We start from the raw sequence: 24,548 nt of genomic DNA, 5'->3' as shown, positions 1-24,548 counted from the left end.
ATTTTCACGCTTTTTTTATCTCTTTTATTGTTTTAAAATATCAGTTTCAGGAGTCCATTTTTTCTGCCATTCCGGATATTTTTTCAGGGCTTTTTCAGGGTTGTACGTATACCATGCATAACCGCTTCGACGCTCACGACTGACTTCTGCCAATGAATATAAGTATACACTGTCCCTGTCACAAAACAAAGGTCTTCCTGTTCCCAATTCATAATAGCGTGTCCAGATTGGCGGTGCAGTTGAATCAATAACAACTCTTCGGTCATCGGTAACTTTTTTGTATTTTGAGTCAAATTCAGGAGCCTCGAAAGTCTCTACTCTGGTATTGTATATTTTAGAATCCTGAAACCATTTAATAGCGCCTTGTACAGCTCGGATTACTTGTTCACTTGGGTTTTCTATTTTCATCAAAAATAAAACAATATCAACACTTTCAGCATTACTGACACTTGGCGGTTCGAACTTTCTGGCCCATGTAGGCAATAAGGTAATTTCGTCATGTTGCTGACACCAGGCAGTAAGTTTTCCATCATCTGAAATTTGTGTTTTTAAGATACAGTCAATTCCATTTTCATAAGCTTTACTTACTTCGTTTTTTGTTTCAGAATCTACAAAAGCAAAATTAGTATCGTTATTAACTATTTTCCCCAACAAATTCATAATCCCCATATACGCTCCATCATTGAAAGTGATATGACGGCTATACCCTTTTTCTAAAGGAAAATATTGCGGCCAGCCTCCATTAGGATATTGTGCTGCCAGAATAAAATCAATTCCTTTAAGACAGGCATCTTTGTATTTTTCGACTTTAGTTTGTGTATATACCTGAGCTAAATAATAAATATGAGTATAGGTAGTAGAATTGTCAAAAGTAGTGTGCAGAACAGATTTTGTCTTAACCACATCATTTATTTGCTCCTGGGTCAAAACGGCCCTCATATCATAATTTTTTGGCCATCCTCCATTATCTCTCTGAAAATAGAGAATGTTGTCAGCTATTTTTATATATTCAGATTCCGGATATTTAGGCTGATCCGGAATTGGATTAACTATATTATTATTGTCTTTGATGTTATACCAATGATTGACACCATCTCCAAATGGTTTTGTACTGATCACCACCTTACTTTCTTTATCTGATTGGGCAGCAGTATAAAGAAATGAAAAGAGGATAATAACGAAACATAAACTTTTCTTTTTGGTCAGTCTTTGGAATATTTTCATTGTAATTTTTTTTGTTGAGCTCTGTTATGTGATCTGTTTTATTAAAACTTAGACATAACAGAAGCTAAATGGTTTAATCAATTATAATTTTACTGCCGATTTTGGAACAGTTTCCCCAATGGTAGTTTTTTTGGAAAAATCTAAACTTGCAGAAGAAATTAATTCAACATTCTCAGTAGCTTCCCCATTAATGGTAACAGCTTTTGGCGATGCCGAATTAAATTCAATATTTTTTAACGACATGTTTTTGCCGTTATAAATGTCGATTACATTCGTTGCTTCGATATCCAGTTTAGCATTAGTGATTTTAATTCCGTTAGCGTCAATAATCGAAAAGCCTTTTTCTGCTTTGGCAATTAAATTAGTGATTTCGATATTTTCTAAATTCATTTCAGGTAAACCCTGAAGAAAAACAGCTTGTTGAGCTCCGGCAATTGTTACATTTTTTATTGAGATATTTTTAAACTGAGGTGTTTTTTCATCAACAGGAACTTTTTTCGAGCTAACTGTATTTCCACCTTCGGCCAAAGTTTCAGCAATAGATTTTCCGCCATAATAAAGATCAAAAGAAATAGCCTGCGATGGAATATCTGTCATGTAAATATCCGAGATAAAAATATTTTCAACAACACCTCCGCGTCCACGGTTACTTTTGAAGCGCAATCCAACGTCAGTTCCCATAAAAGAACAATTGGAAACGTGTAAATTCTTTACCCCACCCGACATTTCACTTCCTACAGTCACGCCGCCATGCCCATGATACACGATATTGTTTTTTACAATAATATTTTCACAAGGAACACCCCTGTCGCGACCGTCCTTGTCTTTTCCGGATTTAATACAGATAGCGTCGTCACCTACATCAAAACTTGAATTTTCAACAATAACATTTTTACAGGATTCCACATCAAGACCATCACCATTTTGAGAAAACCAAGGGTTACGAACTGTTACATTACGAACGATTAAATCTTCAATCATCAACGGATGAATGTTCCAGGCTGGAGAATTTTGAAAAACTGGTCCGTCAAATAGCACTCTTTTGCTGTTTTGGATACTTACCAACACCGGGCGTAAGAAATCATGAATCGCTTCAAATTCTTCTTTTGTTTTTAAGTCCAAACGTACATTCTGATCCGCTCCTACAGAAGCTTTCATAAATGTTTCTGATGGATACCAGCTTTCTTTCTTTTCATTAAGAACTCCGCCTGAAGCAACAAATTTTTTCCACTGGCTTTCTGTAAGTTTGCTCTTTTTAACCTGTCTCCAGACTTCTCCGGAACCATCCCAAACACCTTTTCCTGTAAAGGCAACATCTTCAAGGTTTTTACCATAAATAGGAGAGATGCAGCGCCAGGTGTTTAATCCTTCAAAACTGGTTTCGATAATTGGGTATAGGCTTTTATCAGTAGAAAACTTGATTAATGCTCCGGTTTCAGCATGTAATTCGATTTTACTTTTTAAAATAATTGGACCTGTAAGCCAGATTCCCGGAGGAATGATTAGTTTTCCGCCTCCTTTTTTTGAAAGCGAATTAATGGCATCCTCAAAAGCTTTTGTATTTAAAACATATCCTCCATTAACAGCGCCAAAATCTTTTAAGTTGACAGTGTTTTTTGGAATAGATGGTTCTTTGACTTTCGCCATTTTAAATTCAATGTTTTGGTAAGTATCATTGGATTTAGATTTTTGAGCTACCGCATTTCCTGAACAGCCTATGGTTAGAACCGCCAATAACATACGGAAAAAGTGAGTTGGATTAGTTTTCATTCCTATTCAATTAGTAAGTTTAATTTTTAAATACCGAAATAGTACAATATGTTTATATTAGTCATTCTTTTTTATAGATATAAAAAATAAGTCCTTAAAAAACGAAAATACAATAATGTAATCGATTGCACAAATTTAATAAAAATATTTGTTCATATTTATAAGTCAAAAATGGTCCTCAGCATTCCAATAATTTCTGACTGGGGAATTATTAATTGGAATTAAAAAGGTTGAATGTTTAAAAGTACGAGTAAATAAAGGATTGCAGGTGGGTACAGGATACTTTTATTTACCCTTAACTTTAAATTGTGCCATATATTCAACAGAAATGTTAAAATTATTCAGGATGTAAAATTTTTAGTACGATATACTGAATCCTGATGTAGCTAAGACTCTAAAAAGTTTAAAATAAAAATAAATGCGTTTAAACACTTTTAAAAAATTACTTGTAGTTCTTGTCGTAATACTCACTGTTTTTTCAGCCGGCGCTGCTGAAATTTGGGTTTCACCTCAGGGAAAAGACACTAATGCCGGAACAAAATCAAGTCCATTGGCAACGGTTCATATGGCGGTCAGAAAAGCAAGGGAATTACGTAGATTGAAAGATGCATCCATAAAAGATGGAATCCGAATTATTGTAATGAACGGAACCTATTATTTAAACGAACCATTATTCATAAGACCCGAAGATTCCGGAACAGCTGATAGTCCAACAACTATCGAATCCGATGCGAATGCCAAACCAATCTTAAGCGGTGGAATCGAAATCAAAAACTGGAAAAAATCAGCAATTGCCATAAACGGAAAAAAAAGAATTGTTTGGGAAGCCGATGCTCCTGAAAAAGCCGGTGAAATTCTTAATTACCGTCAGCTATGGGTCAACGGAAAAAAAGCTGTCAGAGCGAAAAGCACTGCCGGAAACCAAATGGACAGAATTCTTTCGTGGGATGCTGCAACAGAAACCTGCTGGATTCCTTTCAAAGATAAATCGGTTAAGTTTGAACCGGGAATGGAAATGTTCATCGTACAATGGTGGGCGATTGCCAATCTTCGAATCAAACATATTGAAGTACAAAAAGACAGTGCCAGACTTTCTTTCGAACAGCCGGAAAGCAAAATTCAAAGCGAGCATCCTTGGCCAGCTCCATGGATTTCTAAAAATAATGGAAATTCAGCTTTCTATTTAAACAATGGAATCTCAATGCTGAACGAACCAGGAGAATGGTTTTTGGACAGAAAAAAAGCCAAAATCTATTATATTCCGAGAACGGGTGAAGATTTGACTTCGGCTAAAGTAACAGTTCCGGTTTTAGAAAATTTAGTAAAAGTCGAAGGAACTCTGGATACTCCGGTACATCATTTTAATTTCAAAGGAATTTCGTTTCAGTACAGTAACTGGCTTCGTCCTTCACAGCAGGGTCACGTTCCGTTGCAGGCAGGAATGTATTTATTGGATGCCTATAAATTAAAAATTCCCGGAACACCCAATCAGGCGAGTTTGGAAAATCAAGGCTGGGTGGGAAGACCAAGAGCAGCCGTTGAGGTAAATTATGCCAACAATACCCTTTTCGAAAACTGTCGTTTTGAGCATTTGTCTTCCACAGGATTGGACTTGCACAAAGGAACCAATCATAATATTGTTAAAGGAAATTTATTCAAAGACATTGGCGGAAATGGAATCAATCTGGGTGTTTTCTCCGAAGAATCATTCGAGGCGCATTCGCCTTATACCGTAAAAGATGAAAGAATAGTTTGTTCGGATGAATTGATTGCCGATAACTTAATTACCAATGTTGCCAATGAAGACTGGGGATGTTTAGGAATCGCAGCCGGTTTTATCAAGAATCTGACCATCGAACACAACGAAATTTCGGATGTAGCCTACAGCGGAATTTCAATGGGTTGGGGCTGGACACACACCGACAATGTGATGCGAAACAATAAAATTCAGCGAAATAAAATTCATCATTACGCCAAACATTTGCACGATGTAGCTGGAATTTATACCCTTTCATCACAGCCAGACAGCAGGATAGAGGAGAACTACATTGATAAAGTCTACAACAGTCCGTATGCACACGATCCGTTTTTATGGCTGTATTTGTATACCGATGAAGGAAGTCAGGGCTTTACGATTAAAAACAACTGGATTCCAATTCAGAAAATCCTAAAAAATAATAATGGTCCCAAAGGAAATATTTGGCAGGACAATTATGCTTTTGTTGACCCAAAAATCAAAGAAAACGCAGGAATTCGTGCACCATACAACAGTTTACTGGGTAAAGAAGTGGTGATTGACGAAGCCTGGGGATTGCAGGAAATGCCTAAATCCGTAGCAATCGAATTAATCGGAAAGAATCTGGATATCGAAAAAATCAAATCTACGATAAAAGGATTCCGAATTGTAGGCGAAGAATTGTACCAATGGCAAAATCATCTGGTGATTTACGGTTTGATGAACCAGCCGGAAAGAACGAAACGAAAACTGGCTTTGGCTTTTCCAAAATTGGAAATTAAAATCTACGAAAACCCGGTGTATGACTTTCAAAAATTCGAAAGATGCAAGGATTCAAAACCTGTATCCGAATGGGAGAATATTGTTTTGACAGCCAATTTGGTCGATGACGAAAAAATGCAGAAAGAATATGTTGATTACCACACCACTCAATTTGAAAAGTGGCCGGAGATCGCCAAAGGTTTCTGTAATGCCGATTTTCAGCAATTGCAGGTTTTCAAAAACGGAAGACAATTGATGTTGGTTATCAGTATTCCAAAAGGAGAAAATTTGGATAAACTGAATCCGAAAACCACCGAAAACAATCCGCGTGTAAACGACTGGAACAACTTAATGAAAAAATACCAAACGGGAATCGAAGGCGCAAAACCGGATGAAACCTGGATATTTTTGAAGAAGATTTAGGAAGAGAAAATAGAGGAAAGAATAAAGAACAAAGAAAAATCTTTTCAATTTGCGTAATCTGCGTGAAAAAAAAATTAAAACTAACTATTTAAAATATAAAATAACCAATGTTAAAAATAGCTATTCTTGGACTTGGAGAAGGTCGCAGCACTATGTCAGCGGCATTGTCAAGCTCCAAAGTTGAGTTGGTAAAAGTGTGCGACAGAAACGAAGAAATCTGCAAACAAAGAGCAAAAGAATTCGATTTTCATTCGTACACGACCAATTATGACGATTTATTAAACGATGAATCCATTGATATCATCGCGATTTATACACCCGATCATTTACACGCCCAGCATGTGAAGCAGGCTTTATTGCACGGAAAACATGTAGTGTGTACCAAACCTTTTATAGATGATTTATCAGATGCCAAAGAGTTATTGGAACTAAGCAAATCGACCGGAAAAAAGGTTTTCATTGGTCAAAGTTCGCGTTTCTTTGAACCGGCCAAAAGACAAAGAGCCGATTACGAAGCCGGATTAATAGGTGATTTGATTACGATTGAAGCGCAATACCACGCCGATCACAGATGGTTTTTAAAGAAAGAATGGTCGTTGCTGCAGTCTTTCAAATGGCTGTATGGCGGTTTAAGTCATCCCGTAGATTTCATCCGTTGGTATCTGCCAAACATTCAGGAAGTAATGGGTTACGGAATGATCAGCAGTAACGGAGCTGTTGCAGGTTTGAAAAACGAAGATACGATGCATTTTATTTTCAAAGCGACTGACGGAAGGATTGCGAGAGTAAGCGGAGTTTATACCTCACCAACTCAGCCGGCACAGCGTGACAGCGGAATGAGCACCATTCTAAGAGCAACCGAAGGAGCGAGTCAGGCTGATTATCACGAATTGCGTTATGCAATTACGGACAAAACCGGCGAAGAAAAAGTAATTACCTGGGGTGACAGTACGATAAAATATTATTTCCGTTTTGAAGGGCAAAGCCACCACGGCGGGGAATACCAGAATTATTTAGAATATTTTGTGGATAGTATCGAACAGAATTTTGAAGCCTACCCAAATATGGAAGAAGGCATAGGAACTGTGGCTTTACTTCAGGCAATGGATAAATCTTTACAAACCGGTCTGCCAGTAAAAATTGCTGACGTCCTTAACGAATACGGACTATGAACAGCATCTACGATAAGTTAACAACCTTAGATTTTATAATCGTAGCTATTTATCTGGTGACTTTATTGATCATTGGTTATGTGGTGAGCGTGAAGCAAAGCAAGAAGAACGAAACGCTTTTTATGGCGGGAAATTCCCTGAACTGGTACAACATCGGGTTCAATATGTGGGGGACCAATGTAGGACCTTCGTCCTTGTTGGCTTTTGCCAGTATTGGTTATGCAACGGGAATTGTAGCCGGAAATTTCGAATGGTACGCCTTTGTGTTTTTATTGCTTTTGGCTATCGTTTTTGCACCAAGATATATCGCGAGCAAAGTCAGCACGATGCCCGAATATATGGGAAAACGCTATGGCGACAGCACGCAGACGATTTTGGCCTGGTATGCCATGGTGAAAATTTTAGTAAGCTGGCTTTCGTTGGGATTGTTTAGCGGAGGTATTTTGGTACGTCAGATTTTAGGCATCCCGATGTGGCAGAGTGTGACGGTATTGGTGATTTTTTCGGGAATTTTTACTTTTGCTGGAGGCTTGAAAGCCATAGCCAAAGTGAATGTTTTTCAGATGATTTTGTTGATTGTCGTTTCGCTTACGTTGTCGTATTTAGGTTTGCAGAAAGTAGGCGGAATCGAAGCTTTGATTGCCAAAACCCCTTCTAATTTCTGGAATTTAGTTCAGCCCGCAGATGATGCACACTATCCGTGGCCTGCTATTTTATTGGGATATCCTGTGGCCGCAGTAGCTTTCTTTTGTACCGATCAATCGATGGTGCAGAGTGTTTTGGGAGCCAAAAATCTGGAACAGGGACAATTGGGAGTGAACTTCATAGGCTGGCTGAAAGTAATGGCGTTGCCGTTGTTTATTTTACCGGGAATCTTGTGTTCTGTTTTGTTTCCGGAATTGGGTAAAAACTCCGATTTGGCGTATATGACCATGGTGACGAATTTATTCCCAAGCGGAATGAACGGTTTGGTGATTTGTGTCATGATTGCCGTTTTGGTAGGAACAATTGGTTCTTCATTGAATGCTTTGAGTACGGTTTTTACGAATGATATTTACGTAAAGAAAATCAATCCGGTGGCTACTATCAAGGAACAAATTAAAATAGGACGGATCACAATTGCAGGTGGATGTGTATTCGCCATTCTGATTGCAGTAGCGATTGACAATATAAAAGGACAAAATTTATTCAACATCTTTCAGGCCGTTTTGGGCTTCTTGGCACCGTCATTATCTGTGGTGTTTTTGCTGAGTATCTTTTGGAAACGCACCACCAAAAAAGCTGTAAACGCTACTTTATCATGGGGTTCAGCTTTTAGTTTATTCGTAGGGATATTGTATTTATGGATTTTTCCTGCGGATGTTTACACCGCCTGGCCACACTTTTTATTGATATCCTTTTACATTTTTGCGGTTTTAATGGTAACGGCGATTATCATTTCCTTGTTGGATAAAAGTCCGGAGACCAATTTTTCAGATGAAACGGATATTCCAAAAACCAGTAAGAAAGTGAAGATTTTATTCACTGTATTGGGTCTGGTGATTTTGAGTTTGTATCTTATTTTTAATGGGAATTAGATAGTTTATTAAATATAATAACAAGAACGCTTCTTTTATAAGGAAGCGTTTTTTATGCTCTATGAAATAATTGAAAAATGAAGTGTTAAAAATCGATGTAAATTTGTATAAGTTTAAAGAAAATAAATAGTAGGTTTGTCAGACCTGTTCACAAAATTAGGTTAATAATGAGGAGATTAATTCCTAGGACATTACAATAGTAAAACCATTGAATTGAATTTATGAGTGAAAAAATGAAAATTTTAGCAACAAAATACAAGGAATTAGGATTTAATATTTCGTGTATTACTAATAAACCTAATCAATATAACTTAAATTCAAGAAGTTATTTTAAAACACCTAGTCACGAATGGACAAATTTGTTTCATTCAAATCAAAAAACTGATGACTTAAATGAATTAGATTGGGTTAATTGTGTTGGAATTGGAACGTTCACTTATTGGAACGATTTAGTCGTGATAGATATAGATGGTTGTAACGATATAGATTTTCTAAAACTAATTTTACGTGAACTAAAATTACCATCCGATTACGAATGGGTAGTTCAATCCGGAAGTAAGAATGGGTTTCATATCTATTATCTTGGTGACAAAATTGATGAATGTGAAGAAGATGATGTGGTTTCTGCATTTCCGCCTAACAAGCAGTTTGAAAAGTATGTTGACAAAATCGAGTTTTTATGGAAAACGCATACTGTGCTTCCACCTTCAGTTCACGGTTCTGGAAATAAATATTCGTTTTTAAATAATGGATTTCCAGAAAATAAACCAGAAGAATTAGATACAGAAACCATATATGATTTTATTCATAAATTTTTAGACTTTAATGAAATCCAAGTTGGCACAGGATATGGTGGAGTAATGAATAAAATTAGTTCAAAAATTGATTTTGTAAACGACTTTAGCGATGATAGGGATATTACCAAGCATTTACTGGACGATATGTATCTAATTGTTGATATAGAAACATCTGGGCTTCCTGAAAAGACTGCTAATGATACTCAGTATCCTGAAATTATACAAATTGCTTGGGTTGTTACAAATAAAAAAGGATTAATTCTCAAAAAAAATTCATTTATCATTGACACTACTTTTATTAAAGAAAGCAACTATTCTTCAATTGTAAATATTGATTTTGAAATTGCCCGCAAAGTTATGTTTCCTTTACACCATGCCCTTAAGAAGTTAGCGGAGGATATTAAAATATGTGATTATGTAGTTGCACATAATACGGAATTTGATTTAAGTATATTAGGGGAGTATTATATTAAGCTTTATGGAACTAATCCTCTTTCTAGAAAGCCAGCAATTTGTACAATGAAATCTACCATTAACTATTGTAAAATCCCTAATAATTATGGCTACAAATACCCTAAATTATCAGAGCTATATTATAAGCTTTTTGATTATCAGATAAAGGACTCTCATAATGCTGAAATTGACGTACTAAACACTTTGAAATGTTTTAAGAAATTGAAAAGTCTAAATGTTTTATAGGTTTATGGAGCTTAATTTAAAAAATATCAACGAAGGTTTTGAGAGTTCTAATGCGATCCAAATATATTCAGAATTAAATATATATTTCGAAAATCATAAAGATACAATCCGTTTTCAAAAGCATCCTTTAGGTTTTAAATATTTCAAAATTGGTAATATTTCACCTGTTGAAGAATTAAGATTACACCTATGGACAAAAACTAATGAGAACCATGATGATGATTTACAAGTTCACGATCATTCTTTTAATTTCAAATCCTTTGTTATATATGGATTAATTATGAATCATCTTTATGAACCTCATTATGAGAATGATGCTAGTGGATTTGTTTATGATGTAAAATTCAGAAATGAAAAATCCCGGTTATTACTCAATTCTTCCAACCAAAAATTGATTGATTTGAAGTCTGAAAAATTTGCGACAGGGAATTTCTATACAATAGAAAGTAATGAGTTTCATAAAACCGAAAATTTGTTTGAACCTTCTTTGACGTTACTCAAAATTACTAAACCTCGAAATAAGGTTGCGAGAGTATTTTCGCCAAAAGCATTAAGTAAATTATCAAAATTCGAAAGAGAGTTCTTAAATGATGAAGATAACGAAATATTAATAAATGAAGCTATAAAACTTATTAATTTGGGGAAAAGTACTGTGACTAAAACACTTCTTTAGTCACTTGCAAATTTAGTGCAAAGATCTTTTTACTGTGTTTTGGCTGAATGAAAAAAATATACAATTTATGAGATGTAAACAGCTAAACTATAAAAACCAGTCGGGAATTACGATATGTAAAAAATATTTTCTAATGAAACACTTACAACCTTACAAATGGGAAAAGACTAATAACAAATATCATTTTGTAACAGATAGCTTTTGCGTTTTTGATATTAAATTTGAATATTCAGAAAAATTCTTTGATGAATATTGTTCGAGTTGTAAAGACATATTTGAAATGACTATCAATTGTTTGAGTCACGATTGCCCTCCATTTGATTCAAGAGTTGGTCTGACAATTTGTAAAATAGCGGAAGAGGTTTTATCTGACAGTTGTAATGGTATTATGTACAGAGTCTATGAAAGCGATAGCAGACAACAGAAGCGTGAAACTAAATTTGAAAGATGGCTTGAAATTTACGATGAAGAGGGTAAAATAGAAAGTCTATCTCAAGAATTTTGCTCTGATGAATGTGATAAATACTATTTGTTAGTCGATAAAGGCTGTGAAAATTATCCAATTGTTGTACACGATTTTAATTACAAATGTAAAGAGTGTGAAGAAAGTGACGACATAATAGATTATAAATGAAAATAACTATTACTTCTTAGTAGATACCAACAATTCCCGAATATCCACTTTTAAAAAAATAGAAATTTCGTAAAGCGTTTCAATAGATGGTTGAACCTCATTTGTACACCAGCGGGAAACAGTTGATTCCGTTTTGCCTAAATGACTTGCTAAATCCTTGCTACTTATGTTTTTTTCAGCCAAGATGGATTTTATTCTATTTAAGTTTACTTTCGGCACAGTGTTAATTTATTGAGTTCTCCTGCAAATATCGTAAAATTCTAATGACTTGAAAATCATAGTTAAATAACAATAAATTATATTTTCATGCGTTTTTATTTTCATTGTAATATAATTAATTATATTATTGTAGCAAGAAATTAGTGCCGTGAAGCAAGAAAAAAAAATTAAACAATCAGGAAAAAGACAGCTGAAGGTGCATGAAAAGCACATTTCAAGGTCATATCATAGGTATGTTGTGTTCCCCGAAATTCGTCTTTGTGGGAAGTGGCTTCAAGATATCGGTTTTGACTGCGGTCAATCTGTAACAGTTTTGCACGAGAAAAATATAATCATCATCACGGTCTGCAATGAAACAGAAATAGACGAGTAAAATATTCGTTTCAATTTAATATTCAAAATGCTTCCAAAACTGGGAGCATTTGTTATTTCAGGACAGTACAGGATGTAAAATGTAAACCTAACACTTATTTTTAGACCCAAAATATCTTTTTTATGCGAAATCGATTTCAAAATTTTAAAAAATTATTTGTTTTTATAGTTTTATTTTCTTCTTCTGCTCTGTTTGCTCAGGAAAATAAGCCTGCGACCTGGATTTGGTACCCGGGTGATTTTGAAATTTGGTTAAGCAATAAAATGCAGGTTAGACGTACAGAACGCGAAGCAGTATTTCCACCGCTTTGGCAATATTATAGTCCTTATGCCTTGGTAACTTTTCAAACAGAAGTAGCTATTCCGGAACCGGACGAGGTAAAAATCTATTCGGAAGGATCTTTTCAATTACTTTTAGATGGTGTTCAGGTTTACGGACAGCCAAAATCGATAAAAATTCCTGCCGGAAAACACAAAATTTCCTTTAAAGTTTATAATCAGGAAGTGTTGCCGGCTATTTATATTAATGGTAAATATGTTAAATCTAATGCCTCCTGGAAAGTTACTAATGAAGATAAACTTTGGATTGATGAAGCCGGAAAAGCACAACAATCCGGTACACCATGGATGCCTGTTGGTTCCTGGAATTTTGATTCACCGGAGAATAAACCATCTGAGTTTAAACTGAAAACCAAACCTTTGAACGCTGTAAAAACAGAAAAAACAGGTGCTGGTCAGTTGGTGGATTTTGGTAAAGAAACCTTTGGTTATATTAAAATTCACGGTTTAAAAGGCAAAGGTAAAGTAGCACTTTATTATGGTGAATCCCGTGAGGAAGCCCTGGATTCTGCCAAATGCGAAACCTTAGATCATTTGTCTTTTGATGGAAATCAGTCTGAAACCTATACGCATGAAGAATCCAAAGCATTCCGCTATGTTCAGGTGCAGGCAGATGCAGGAGTAAAATATGATTCTATTTCGATGCTTTATGAATACTTGCCATTAGACTATCGTGGTGCATTCAAATCTTCTGACGAGCAATTGAATAAAATTTGGGATGTGTCGGCTTACACGATGCATTTAACCTCCCGCGAATTTTTTATAGACGGAATCAAACGCGACCGCTGGGTTTGGTCCGGCGATGCTTATCAAAGTTACTTAATGAATTATTATTTATTCTTTGATTCGGCTTCCGTAGAACGAACACTGTTGGCTCTTCGAGGAAAAGACCCTGTGACGGCTCATGTTAATATCATAATGGATTATTCGCTGTATTGGTTTGTGGGGGTTTACGATTACTATTTACACACAGGCGATACGAAATTCATCAAAACTTTTTATCCGCGAATGAAATCACTTATGGATTTCTGTTTAGAAAGAAGAAATAAAAACGGATTCCTCGAACCATTAGAAGGCGACTGGGTTTTTATTGACTGGGCGAACGGATTACCAAAAACTGGCGAGGTTAGTTTTGAGCAAATGCTTTTAGCGAGAAGCTTAGAAGCCATGGCAGTTAGTGCTGAAATTGCAGGTGAAAACGAAGACCAAAAACAGTATCAAAAATTATCAGATGATTTAAAAAGAAAGTTATTTGATGTGTTTTGGGATAAAAAAGAAAACGTGATGAAGCACCAGCGCATCGACGGTAAAATACAGGATATTGTAACCAGATATGCTAATATGTTCGGTATTTTCTTTAATTATTTTACTGAAGAACAAAAACAAAGTATAAAAAATAAGGTGTTGCTCAATAAAGATGTCCTTCAAATCACAACACCCTACATGCGTTTTTACGAGTTGGAAGCCTTGTGTGCTATGGGCGAGCAGGATTATGTGCTGAAAGAAATGAAAGACTATTGGGGCGGAATGCTAAAAGAGGGCGCTACTTCTTTCTGGGAAGAATACAATCCAAACAAAAAAGGAACAGAACATTTAGCGATGTACGGACGCCCTTACGGAAAAAGTCTTTGCCATGCCTGGGGTTCCAGTCCAATTTATTTGCTTGGGAAATATTATTTGGGTGTAAAACCAACTGCTCCGGGCTATGCTGAATATGAAATCAAACCCAATTTAGGTGGATTGCAATGGATGGAAGGAAAAGTGCCAACACCAAATGGAGAAGTTGCCGTATATTGTAGTACCAAAGAAATCAAAGTAAAAGCGGCTGAAGGTGAAGGAAAATTGGTTTTCGAAAGTAAAAGCAAACCAAAAACCAATTCAGGAACGATTACAGAATTGGCGAAAAACAAATACCAATTGATTGTAAAACCGAATGTGGAATATAAAGTGAGTTATAAAGCGATTTGAATTCTTAGTACTTAGTGATTAGTCCTTAGTTGGTAAACGTCCAGTTTGTCATTCCGACGGGGGAGGAATCACATTCGTAATCATAAAAATTAGAACTATAGTTTTGTGATTTCGGGGAACGAGAAAACTCCGCGACAATATTCCGCAAGATTGGAAATACTTGTCGAGTTTCTTACGAAGATTCCTCCTTCGTCGGAATGACAAGTTTATAGAAATTTAGTTGCCTTTAAAAAATATAAATCATGTTTTCAAAAACAAAAAAATACCACATTAATCCTTCAGCAATAACTTCTGTATTGTTGTTTTTGATGTGCTTTCAATTTTCAGCAAAAGGACAAAATTCAACCTGGAAATCCGCTTCTTTTGAAGTAGTCAACAATTACAAAACTTTCAAAACAACACAATACGCACACGTTTTTTCAGGAAGCAAACACAATATTGTTAAGCTTGCTCCCGGGTTACAAGGATTGACAGGAGTTGAACTTCCTTTGGCAACATATAAAAACGGAACAAATGTGCCTTTACAATTAAAATTCAAAGAATCTGTTCAGGTTTTGATTGGCGTATTTAACGAAAATAATTCAGAATATCTTCAAGGGGATAAACTTCAAAATGCAAAATTAGTTTTAGAAAACGGATTGACTATTACAGGTTTACCTCTTGTAAATATTTATGCAATTTCGTATCCAAAAGGAACACAAACCATCAATCCCGGAAAAGGATTATTCGCCGTTTTAGGAGTCGTAAAAGCTTCTCAAAAACTGGAATTCAGAAATGCAGAATTGCCAGACGGTAAACTTTGGAATCCAACATTTATCGTCGAAGGATTTTCAGATGAAAAACCGCTTTTCGAAATCATAGGCGGAGAAAACAAAGCCGTGATTGACGAAGGAATGCCCGGAACCGAAGATATTCAGGGAGGTTTTGAAGGAGGTCGCGTGGTAAAAGTAGGTGATACCTATCATATGTTTCCAACCGAAAGAGCGGGAGAAAAAGGAGTGGATTATTATTACGATCGTGTCAAAACCAAAATCGGACACTGGACCAGTAAAGATGCAATTCACTGGAAAAGAGAATCCACGATTTATCAGGCGAGCGGAGTTTATGCCATTACCGAAGATGATAATCCGATGAACGACCGACGTTCGGCAATCTGGTCGTATATGCCTGTTTTCAACGAAAAAGCAAACAAATGGTACGGCTATTATTTGGCTTACACCGTTCACAAAGAAATAGAACCGAATCACTCTTTTGGAAGAATCTGGCGTTGCGAATCAACCGTTGAAGGAATCAACGGAATCGGTGGTCCGTACAAAGATATGGGCATCATTATGGAACCGGGTCTGGATTCACAGCCTTGGGAAGGACGTCAGGGTGTAGCTTCCTTTTTTCCGTATAAAGTCGGCGATAAATATTTCGGATTTTACAGCGGAGCTTATCCATTTGCCTCATGGGCAGATTACCCGAAGAAATCAGGTAAAGGCTGGTTCGTGGCTTTGGCAGAATCTAAAAGTTTAGAAGGACCATGGACAAGATTAAACAAAGGTTTGGAACCGATAAAAACGATTCATCCGCAGTTTGTTGAAAATCCGATTGTAAGTCAATTACCAAACGGTCTGTATATTGCAGTTTTTGACGGAGGTCCGGAAGGCTGGGGACATCATTTACCAAATATGATTGGATATTCACTTTCGAAGGACGGAATCAATTGGGGAGAAGCACGCTATCTTCCAATAGAAACCAAAGTCGATAAATGGTGGGATATTATGCGAACACCATTGTGTTTAATTCCCGAAGGAAATGATGTTTACACCATCGTTTACAACGCCATCGATCTGAAAAGAAGATTTCACCCAACAGGAATGGTAAAAGTAAAACTGAACAAAGACGTAATGAATTCTCGTCTAGAAGAATTAAAAAAAGAAAAATAATATTTCACGTAGATTTTGCAGATAAAGCAGATAAAAAAATCAGCAAAATTTGCAGGATCTGCGTGAAAAAAAAACTTTGCAACTCTGCGACTTTGCGAGAAAACTATCAAGAATAAACCAAAAAATGAAGCACTTAATTAAATATCTCATAATTGCGATAACAATTGTATTTGTCAGCAGTTGTGCAACCAAATATAAAAAAAGGGAAATCAACGAAACCGTAATGCAGGAGATTTACAACGAAATCAAAACGCCTTACAAATACGGTTTGGTAATGGTGCCAACGGACAACTCTTATAAAATGGACTGTCCGAGCGTTTTCAGAAAAGACGGAAAATGGTTTATGACCTATTTAATTTACGATGGAAGAGGGTACGAAACCTGGCTTGCCGAGAGCGATGATTTATTGCATTGGAAACATTTGGGGAAAGTAATGTCTTTTTCAGAAACCCCCAATGAAAAAGATTTTTCTACCGATAAAATAAAAAAGGGGGTTCTTGACGACCAAAATTTAAATAATGCGCCGGAAAAAAATGAAAAACATTGGGATGTCAATCAAAAAGCGGGATATATTTCACTACAAGACCTAACCTGGGGCGGAAGCTACGAATGGGAAAAATACGATGACAAATACTGGATGAGTTATTTTGGCGGAGACAGCAAAGGTTACGAGGCCGGAGTTTTGTCAATCGGAATGGCCTATACCAAAGAATCCCCGACAAAACCACACGAATTTCAAAGACTGGAAAATCCGGTTTTAACGCCAAAAGACAAAGACGTAAGCTGGTGGGATAACAGCACGATGTACAAAAACAGTGTTATTCGTGACAAAGATAAATTGACCGGACATAATTTTGTTATGTATTACAATGCGAGAGGCGATAGTTTGAAACCGCAAAAAGGAGCAGAAAGAATTGGAATGGCAGTCTCTGACGATATGAAAACCTGGAAACGCTTCGGAAAAAATCCAGTGCTAAACAATCATAAAGGAATTACAGGTGATGCTTATATTCAAAGAATCAACGACACCTGGGTGATGTTTTATTTCGGAGCTTTCTGGACGGGTTGGGATCAGGGAGCATTTAACCGTTTTGCGGTTTCGAACGATTTAATCCATTGGAACGATTGGAAAGGCGACAATTTAATTCAGTCATCAGAACCGTATGACGATATGTTTGCACACAAATCATTTGTCGTAAAACACGATGGAATCGTATATCATTTTTATTGTGCGGTAAACAAAGCAGAACAAAGAGGAATTGCGGTGGCAACTTCTAAGGATTTAGGGAAAAGCCAATTGAATTTTGTGGCATCCCCTGAAAAGAAAGAGAAGAAATAAAGTATTCTCGCACAGTTTGTCATTCCGACGAAGGAGGAATCTCCGCAACATGAGCAACCAACGAAGATCCCTCCTTCGTCGGAATGACAAAAAACTATAAAAAATAAAATACAGATAAATGTTTAAGTCAATTCATATTCATAATTTTCTAAGGTTTCGATTTTCGATTCTAATGTTTCTATTGAGTTTTTGTACCATTGAGGCACAATCCGTAACAGGCGAACCTGCGGGAATTCCTGAATTACACAAAAAATACGAGTTCGCTCCTTGGGAAGATCCAACAGTTACAAGCATCAACAGACAGCCATCAAGAGCGACGGCTTATTCGTATAGCAATATTGAAGATGCCTTAAAAGGCGACAGAACCAAAAGCCGAATCCAAATGCTTAACGGCGATTGGGATTTCAAATATGCGGTAAATCTCAAAGAAGCGTCGAAAGATTTTTACAAAACGAATGTATCGGGTTGGGATAAAATTGAAGTGCCTTCCAACTGGGAAATGAAAGGCTACGACAATCCAATTTACAAAAGTGCGGTGTATCCGTTTCGACCGATAAATCCGCCTTATATTCCTAAAGATTACAATGGCATTGGTTCGTATCAAAAAAGTTTTACCGTTCCAGAAAATTGGAAAGATTTGACGGTGACTTTGCATTTTGGCGGAGTAAGTTCAGGCTTTCAGGTTTGGTTGAACGGAGAATTTTTGGGTTATGGCGAAGACAGTTGTCTGCCATCGGAATTTGATATTACACCTTATTTGAAAGAAGGCGAAAATGTCGTTTCAGTTCAGGTAATTCGCTGGGCGGATGGTTCGTATCTGGAAGATCAGGATCATTGGAGAATGAGCGGAATCCAGCGTGAAGTTTTTATTATGGCAGAGCCAAAACTACGCATTCAGGATTTCTTTGTTCAAACCAAATTAGACAAGCAATACTCAGATGCTGTTTTCAAGCTAAGACCAAAAGTCGAAAATCTGACTGGAGAAAAAGTCAAAGATTACACTATGAATGTTCAGTTGTACGATGCCAATAATACGGCAATGTTCAAAGAACCGCTTCAAAGACCGGTAATTGATCTGATCAACGAAAGTTATCCTCGTCTGGACAATGTTCGCTTTGGATTCTTTCAGGAAACCATTAAAAATCCAAAGAAATGGAGCACTGAAGAACCGAATCTATACACAATGGTCATTTCGATAAAAGATAAAAACGGCAACATTACCGAAGCCAAAAGCTGTAAAGTGGGTTTCCGTTCGATTGAATTTTCGAAAGAAAACGGAAAAATGCTTATCAACGGAAAAGAGACTTATGTATATGGTGTGAACCGTCACGATCATAATCCAATCCGTGGAAAAGCGGTTACCAGAGAAGACATTAAACAGGATATTACGACGATAAAGAAGTTTAATTTCAACTTCATTCGTACCAGCCATTATCCAAATGATCCTTATTTTTATGAATTGTGTGATCAGTACGGCATTATGGTGATGGACGAAGCCAATCAGGAAACCCACGGAATTGGCGGAAAATTAGCAAACGACCCAAAATGGACAAACGCTTATTTGGAGCGTATGACCCGAATGGTCGAAAGAGATAAAAATCATCCATCGGTTGTAATGTGGAGTTTAGGTAACGAAGGCGGAAAAGGACCAAATCACGCTGCCATGTCGGGCTGGGTTCACGATTTTGATATTACACGTCCGGTACATTATGAGCCGGCACAGGGAAATGCAAAATTAGACGGTTACATCGACCCGCTGGATCCGGGATATCCTAAAACGATCGATCACGCTTACCGATTCGAAAATCCGCAGGATGATTCGTATGTCGATATGGTCAGCCGATTTTACCCGGGAATTTTTACACCTAAATTTTTGGTGGATCAAAAGAAAGATACGAGACCAATTATCTTCGTGGAATATTCACACGCGATGGGGAATTCGGTTGGAAATTTAAAAGAATTATGGGATGAATTCCGTTCGCTTCCAAGAGTTATTGGAGGCTGTATCTGGGAATTTAAAGATCAGGGATTAGTAAAATTTGATTCAAGATCAGGTCAGAATTATTTTGCGCACGGTGGAGATTTTGGCGAAAGATACCACGATGGAAACTTCAATACCAAAGGAATTGTCGATTCTAACGGAAAACCAAAAGGTTCGCTTTTTGAAAACAAATGGGTCTATCAGCCCGCAACTTCAACGTTGAAAGAGGGTAATCAATTAGAAATAAAAAATCGCAGTGCTGTAAAATCTTTGGCAGATTATACTCCGGTTTTGAAAATATTGGAAAACGGAAATGTAATTAAAACACAAATTTTAAAACCTTTCAATTTAGAATCGGGACAATCGACAACTTTGAATGTAAGTCAGTATCTGCCAAAAATGAAATCTGATGCAGAATACATTTTGAATATCGAATTCCAGCTTTCTAAGGATGAACTTTGGGCTTCTAAAGGTTACGCTGTTGCAGAAGATCAGTTTCTGCTGAAAAAGGCAGCAGTTGTTTTGGAATCTAAAAAAGGAGCTTTAAATGTTTCCGAATCTGATGCTGATTTTAACATCAAAGGAAAAGCTTTCGATATCAAAATTAATAAAGTAAACGGAGCCTTGAGTTCGTATATTTTCAACGGAGAAGAACAGGTTTTTGCGCCTTTGCTTCCAAATTTCGTGAGACCATTAACTGATAATGACAAACGCGGATGGAAATCACAAAAGCTTCTGAAACAATGGTACAAAGTCAAACCAAAGTTGACGAGTATCAAAATTGACAAGTCAGATTCGGAAATTAAAATCACCAGCGACTACGAAATTATAAAAGACAGCGCGACTGTAAATGTGGTTTACAACATCAAACCAGACGGAACGATAAAAGTAGATTACAGTTTGAAAGCATCGAATAAATTACCAAACATCCCAAAAATCGGAATGCAGATGGGCGTTCAAAGAAAATTCGACCAAATTTCGTGGTACGGAAAAGGGGAATTAGAAAACTACAACGACAGAAGTTTTGGCTCATTTGTTGGTAAATATTCACTGCCAATAAATGATTTTATCGAGCATTATCCAAAACCGCAGGAAAACGGAAACCGCTGTGATGTAAGATGGATGGCATTATCAACACCACAGAAAAACAAAGGTTTTTTAATTGTAAATGATGATAAAGTTTTAAGTATGAGTGCGTGGCCGTATACACAGGAAAATTTAAGCGGTGCTTCACATACTTATGACTTAAAAGATCCTGGATTTTTGACAGTAAATATTGATTTAGTCCAAATGGGAGTGGGAGGAAACGACAGCTGGACATTGGTGGCTCAGCCGTTGGAACAATATCAAATCAAGTCAGGAGATTATCAGTATAGTTTTTATTTGACTCCTTTTACAGGTTCAAAAAATGAATTGGAAAGCAGTTTGAAGAAATTTAAGTATTAAGTTATAATAACAATAATGCCTAGCAAAAAACAACTTTTTCTTTTTAGAATAGACTTTCGACTTTCGGCTTTCCGACTTTCGACTGCCTTTTTGTTACTTTTTGTGGGAATAATTTCCGCACAGGAAATTCATAAGAAAGAAAGAACGGAGTTTCAACCCACAATCGAATCCTCAAGACCTTGGGTGTATTGGTATTGGATGCAAAGTGCCTATTCAAAAACCGGCATTACAGCCGATTTGGAAGCGATGAAACAAGCCGGAATTGGAGGTGCTTATCTGATGACTATAAAAGGTCCGGCAAACCCCCCATTGATGAATCCTCCGGTTTTGCAATTAAGTAAGGAATTTTGGGATTTGGTATATTTTGCCTTAACCGAAGCAGACCGATTAGGGGTCAAAATTGCCTTTCATCCGGCAGATGGTTTTGCCGTTGCCGGCGGACCCTGGATAACGCCTGAAATGTCGATGCAAAAAGTCGTTTGGGCAGATGTTACGGTAAATGGAAATAGCTTTAAAAATCTGCAGCTGCCAGTTCCAAATCATTACAAAGATTATTATAAAGATATCGCCGTGTTTGCAATTCCCGCTAAGGAAAGTTATATCACATCAAATCAAAATCGTCCAAAAATCACTTCTACGCTTGGCGATTTTGATGCTTCATTTTTGAGTGATTCAAAAAAAGACGATCAATTTAGATTAAAGGAAAAAGGCTGGATTCAATATGAATTTGATGAGCCGTTTCTCTGCAAATCGATTCAAATTGAAACCAAAGGAAATAATTATCAGGCACATCGTTTGATTGTTGTCGTAAGTGATGATGGTAAAAATTTTAAAAGTCTGGGCCGATTAACAACACCACGTCACGGCTGGCAGGATATTGATGCGTTTTACACACACAGCATCATTCCAACAAAAGCCAAATATTTCAGGTTTGTTTACGATCCCGAAGGAACTGAACCAGGCGCAGAAGATCTGGATCCTGCCAAATGGAATCAGGGATTGAAAGTCGCTAAAATATATTTGTCGAATGAACCTTTGATCGATAATTATCAAGGAAAATCAGGAGCGATTTGGCGTTTGAGTCCGCAAACTTCTGTTGAACAAATCGGAAAAAATGATTGTGTACCGCAATCAAAAATGATTAATATTTCAAAGTTTGTGAACGAAACAGGCATTTTAAATTGGAAAGCTCCTTCGAAAGGAAATTGGCGAATTATACGTTTTGGACATACATCAACAGGTCACGAAAATGCTACCGCAGGTGGAGGAAGAGGGTTAGAAGTTGATAAATTCAATGTAGATGCAGTCCGTTTTCAGCTGGATCATTGGTTTGGCGAAATGCTAAGAACTGCCGGGCCTGAACTGGCATCCAAAGTGGTTAAGATTTTGCATATGGACAGTTGGGAATGTGGCAGTCAAAACTGGTCACCTGTTTTTCAGGCGGAATTTAAAAAACGCAGGGGTTATGATATTGTAGATTATTTACCGGTTATGGCGGGAATTCCGATAAACGATATTCAAACTTCGGAAAAAGCACTTTATGATATAAGAAAAACTATTGCAGAATTAGTTTGTGATAATTTTTTTGGCACACTAGCGGATGAAGCCAAAAAAGCAGGAGTGAAATTCAGTTCCGAAAATGTGGCACCAACGATGATGAGCGACGGACTTTTGCATTTTAAACACATCGATTATCCGAGTGGTGAATTTTGGCTGAAAAGCCCGACGCATGATAAACCAAACGATATGCTTGATGCAATTTCAGGTGGACATATTTACGGTAAAGATATTATTCAGGCTGAAGCTTTTACCGAGTTAAAAATGGATTGGGACGAACATCCCGGAAATTTGAAGACATTGGCCGACAGAAATTATGCCCTCGGAATCAACCGATTTTTCTACCACGTTTTTGTGCATAATCCGTGGACGGACAAAAAACCAGGAATGACTCTGGACGGAGTTGGCTCTTATTTTCAAAGAGACCAAACCTGGTGGAAACCCGGAAAAGCCTGGGTAGATTATTGCCAGAGAGTACAGTTTCAATTGCAAAAAGGAAAACCTGTAATTGATTTGGCAGTTTTTATTGGAGAAGATTTGCCTTCGCGTTCTGTGCTTCCGGATCGATTAGTGTCTTTTATTCCGAATGTTTTTGGAAAAGAGCGTTTGGAAAGTGAAGCCATTCGATTGAAAAATGACGGTCAGCCTTCGATTAAAATTCCGAAAGAAGTGACTTCTTCTAAAAACTCAACCGATTTGTCGCAATGGACAAACGCAATGAACGGCTATCAATATGATTCTTTCAATGCCGATGTTTTATTACATAATGCTAAAGTTGAAAACGGGAAAATAGTTTTCAGCAACAGTATCAGATATGGAGCTTTACTATTTCCGGGAAGTCATAAAATGGCACCAAACAAAATGATTTCTTTGGCTGTAGCCGAAAAAATATTGGAATTGGTAAAAGAAGGAGCAACCGTTTTTATCGACGAAAAACCAAATCTACAGCCCGGAAGACAATCAGAAGCCGATCAAAAAAAATGGCAGTATGTAATTGATGAAATTTGGACTAATAACTCAAATTCATCTTTATGGAAAATTGGAAAAGGGACAATTATTAAATTACCGTATTTAGGAAATGATTTTGCAGAAATAGGAATTACGCAGGATCTTTATTTTCCAAAATTAAACAGAGCCGATTCGGAAACTTTAGCGTGGACACATCGAAAATCTGAAACCGAGGATATTTATTTTCTTTCCAATCAAAAAGAAGAAAAACGATCTTTTGAAGCTTCTTTTAGAATAGCAGGAAAAATTCCGCAATGGTACAATCCCGTGACAGATAAAACGACAACTTTAACCAATTGGAAAATCGAAAATGCAAGAACAATTGTTTCCGTAAACTTAGAAGCGAATGAATCCGGTTTTGTGATTTTCAAAGAAGAAACAAAAGAAGTTTTGGTAAAAGGAAAAGATATAGAATTTGAAACGGTTCAGACTTTAGATGAAAACTGGGAATTGCAATTTGATTCAGAATATAAAGGTCCGAAAGAAGTGGTGAAAACCAATAAATTGTTTGATTGGAGTACTTCATCTGACGAAAAAATTAAATATTATTCAGGAACAGCAATCTATAAAAAAGAGTTTATCTGGAAAGGAAAAATTAATGATAAATGCTGGATGGATTTAGGAATAATTGCCAACATTGCTGAGGTAAAAATAAACGGAATCAACTGCGGAACAATCTGGACATTTCCATATAAAGCAGATATTTCGGAAGCTTTAAAAAAAGGAAAAAATACAATAGAAATTAAAGTAACCAATACCTGGGCAAACCGATTAATTGGCGACGAGAAATTACCAAAAGAAGAAAGGCTAACGTGGACAACAGCGCCTTTTAGACTAGAAGGAAATCCATTGTTGAAAGCGGGATTATTGGGACCGGTTACTATTGTTAAAGAAAAATAGATGTAATGAATAGCGTCCAGCT

General features: G+C 36.7%; 15 protein-coding genes. 12 read left to right on the top strand and 3 right to left on the bottom strand.

The window, feature by feature from the left end:
• Positions 1-24: 24 nt before the first annotated feature.
• The gene (pelA, locus tag ACEN92_RS12505) at positions 25-1,224 is read right to left on the bottom strand and encodes a pectate lyase (protein ID WP_495638699.1); all 1,200 of its coding nucleotides are present in this window, start codon (positions 1,222-1,224) and stop codon (positions 25-27) included.
• A gap of 81 nt (positions 1,225-1,305) precedes the next feature.
• Entirely contained in the window at positions 1,306-2,994 is a 1,689-nt protein-coding gene (locus ACEN92_RS12500) for a glycoside hydrolase family 28 protein (RefSeq protein WP_495638698.1), read from the bottom strand.
• Positions 2,995-3,412: 418 nt separating this feature from the next.
• Here ACEN92_RS12500 and ACEN92_RS12495 point away from each other — a divergent pair, with 418 nt between their 5' ends.
• From ACEN92_RS12495 to ACEN92_RS12470, 6 genes are all read left to right on the top strand, one after another.
• A complete protein-coding gene (locus tag ACEN92_RS12495) occupies positions 3,413-5,914 on the top strand; it encodes a right-handed parallel beta-helix repeat-containing protein (protein WP_495638697.1) in 2,502 nt (833 codons plus the stop codon).
• Positions 5,915-6,021: 107 nt separating this feature from the next.
• Positions 6,022-7,086, top strand: coding sequence for a Gfo/Idh/MocA family protein (locus ACEN92_RS12490; RefSeq protein WP_495638696.1), 1,065 nt, complete (start codon positions 6,022-6,024; stop codon positions 7,084-7,086).
• Positions 7,083-8,663, top strand: coding sequence for a sodium:solute symporter (locus ACEN92_RS12485; RefSeq protein WP_495638695.1), 1,581 nt, complete (start codon positions 7,083-7,085; stop codon positions 8,661-8,663). Before ACEN92_RS12490 ends, ACEN92_RS12485 begins: the two co-directional genes overlap by 4 nt.
• A 221-nt stretch (positions 8,664-8,884) precedes the next feature.
• Positions 8,885-10,159 (top strand): bifunctional DNA primase/polymerase, encoded by a 1,275-nt coding sequence (locus ACEN92_RS12480; protein WP_495638694.1) that lies wholly within the window; start codon positions 8,885-8,887, stop codon positions 10,157-10,159.
• A 4-nt stretch (positions 10,160-10,163) separates the two neighbouring features.
• On the top strand, positions 10,164-10,832 hold the full coding sequence (locus tag ACEN92_RS12475; protein ID WP_495638693.1) for a hypothetical protein: 669 nt from the start codon (positions 10,164-10,166) through the stop codon (positions 10,830-10,832).
• A 133-nt stretch (positions 10,833-10,965) separates the two neighbouring features.
• Positions 10,966-11,466 (top strand): DUF6169 family protein, encoded by a 501-nt coding sequence (locus ACEN92_RS12470; RefSeq protein ID WP_495638692.1) that lies wholly within the window; start codon positions 10,966-10,968, stop codon positions 11,464-11,466.
• 9 nt (positions 11,467-11,475) lie between these two features.
• On the opposite strand, the gene ACEN92_RS12465 is transcribed toward ACEN92_RS12470, so the two are convergent.
• Entirely contained in the window at positions 11,476-11,685 is a 210-nt protein-coding gene (locus ACEN92_RS12465; protein WP_495638691.1) for a helix-turn-helix transcriptional regulator, read from the bottom strand.
• Positions 11,686-11,833: 148 nt separating this feature from the next.
• Between ACEN92_RS12465 and ACEN92_RS12460 the strand changes: the two genes are divergently transcribed.
• From ACEN92_RS12460 to ACEN92_RS12435, 6 genes are all read left to right on the top strand, one after another.
• Positions 11,834-12,058 (top strand): SymE family type I addiction module toxin, encoded by a 225-nt coding sequence (locus ACEN92_RS12460; RefSeq protein WP_495638690.1) that lies wholly within the window; start codon positions 11,834-11,836, stop codon positions 12,056-12,058.
• A gap of 122 nt (positions 12,059-12,180) precedes the next feature.
• Positions 12,181-14,364 (top strand): alpha-L-rhamnosidase-related protein, encoded by a 2,184-nt coding sequence (locus ACEN92_RS12455; RefSeq protein ID WP_495638689.1) that lies wholly within the window; start codon positions 12,181-12,183, stop codon positions 14,362-14,364.
• Positions 14,365-14,606: 242 nt separating this feature from the next.
• Entirely contained in the window at positions 14,607-16,295 is a 1,689-nt protein-coding gene (locus tag ACEN92_RS12450; RefSeq protein ID WP_495638688.1) for a glycoside hydrolase family protein, read from the top strand.
• A gap of 124 nt (positions 16,296-16,419) precedes the next feature.
• Positions 16,420-17,634 carry a glycoside hydrolase family protein gene (locus ACEN92_RS12445; protein WP_495638687.1) on the top strand — a complete coding sequence of 405 codons (1,215 nt, stop codon included), beginning with the start codon at positions 16,420-16,422 and terminating at the stop codon, positions 17,632-17,634.
• Positions 17,635-17,752: 118 nt separating this feature from the next.
• Positions 17,753-21,061 carry a glycoside hydrolase family 2 TIM barrel-domain containing protein gene (locus ACEN92_RS12440; RefSeq protein WP_495638686.1) on the top strand — a complete coding sequence of 1,103 codons (3,309 nt, stop codon included), beginning with the start codon at positions 17,753-17,755 and terminating at the stop codon, positions 21,059-21,061.
• Positions 21,062-21,076: 15 nt separating this feature from the next.
• Positions 21,077-24,526 carry a glycosyl hydrolase gene (locus ACEN92_RS12435; protein ID WP_495638685.1) on the top strand — a complete coding sequence of 1,150 codons (3,450 nt, stop codon included), beginning with the start codon at positions 21,077-21,079 and terminating at the stop codon, positions 24,524-24,526.
• The last annotated feature ends 22 nt before the right edge of the window (positions 24,527-24,548 follow it).

The sequence above is a fragment of the Flavobacterium sp. Flavsp81 genome, assembly GCF_059491325.1.
The sequence above is the reverse complement of the archived record's forward strand: the minus strand, read 5'-3'. Positions and strand labels throughout refer to the sequence as shown.

Coding starts and splice junctions, on each gene's coding strand:
- pelA (WP_495638699.1), bottom strand. CDS start 1,224: ATGAAAATATTCCAAAGACTGACCAAAAAGAAAAGTTTATGTTTCGTT.
- ACEN92_RS12500 (WP_495638698.1), bottom strand. CDS start 2,994: ATGAAAACTAATCCAACTCACTTTTTCCGTATGTTATTGGCGGTTCTA.
- ACEN92_RS12495 (WP_495638697.1), top strand. CDS start 3,413: ATGCGTTTAAACACTTTTAAAAAATTACTTGTAGTTCTTGTCGTAATA.
- ACEN92_RS12490 (WP_495638696.1), top strand. CDS start 6,022: ATGTTAAAAATAGCTATTCTTGGACTTGGAGAAGGTCGCAGCACTATG.
- ACEN92_RS12485 (WP_495638695.1), top strand. CDS start 7,083: ATGAACAGCATCTACGATAAGTTAACAACCTTAGATTTTATAATCGTA.
- ACEN92_RS12480 (WP_495638694.1), top strand. CDS start 8,885: ATGAGTGAAAAAATGAAAATTTTAGCAACAAAATACAAGGAATTAGGA.
- ACEN92_RS12475 (WP_495638693.1), top strand. CDS start 10,164: ATGGAGCTTAATTTAAAAAATATCAACGAAGGTTTTGAGAGTTCTAAT.
- ACEN92_RS12470 (WP_495638692.1), top strand. CDS start 10,966: ATGAAACACTTACAACCTTACAAATGGGAAAAGACTAATAACAAATAT.
- ACEN92_RS12455 (WP_495638689.1), top strand. CDS start 12,181: ATGCGAAATCGATTTCAAAATTTTAAAAAATTATTTGTTTTTATAGTT.
- ACEN92_RS12450 (WP_495638688.1), top strand. CDS start 14,607: ATGTTTTCAAAAACAAAAAAATACCACATTAATCCTTCAGCAATAACT.
- ACEN92_RS12445 (WP_495638687.1), top strand. CDS start 16,420: ATGAAGCACTTAATTAAATATCTCATAATTGCGATAACAATTGTATTT.
- ACEN92_RS12440 (WP_495638686.1), top strand. CDS start 17,753: ATGTTTAAGTCAATTCATATTCATAATTTTCTAAGGTTTCGATTTTCG.
- ACEN92_RS12435 (WP_495638685.1), top strand. CDS start 21,077: ATGCCTAGCAAAAAACAACTTTTTCTTTTTAGAATAGACTTTCGACTT.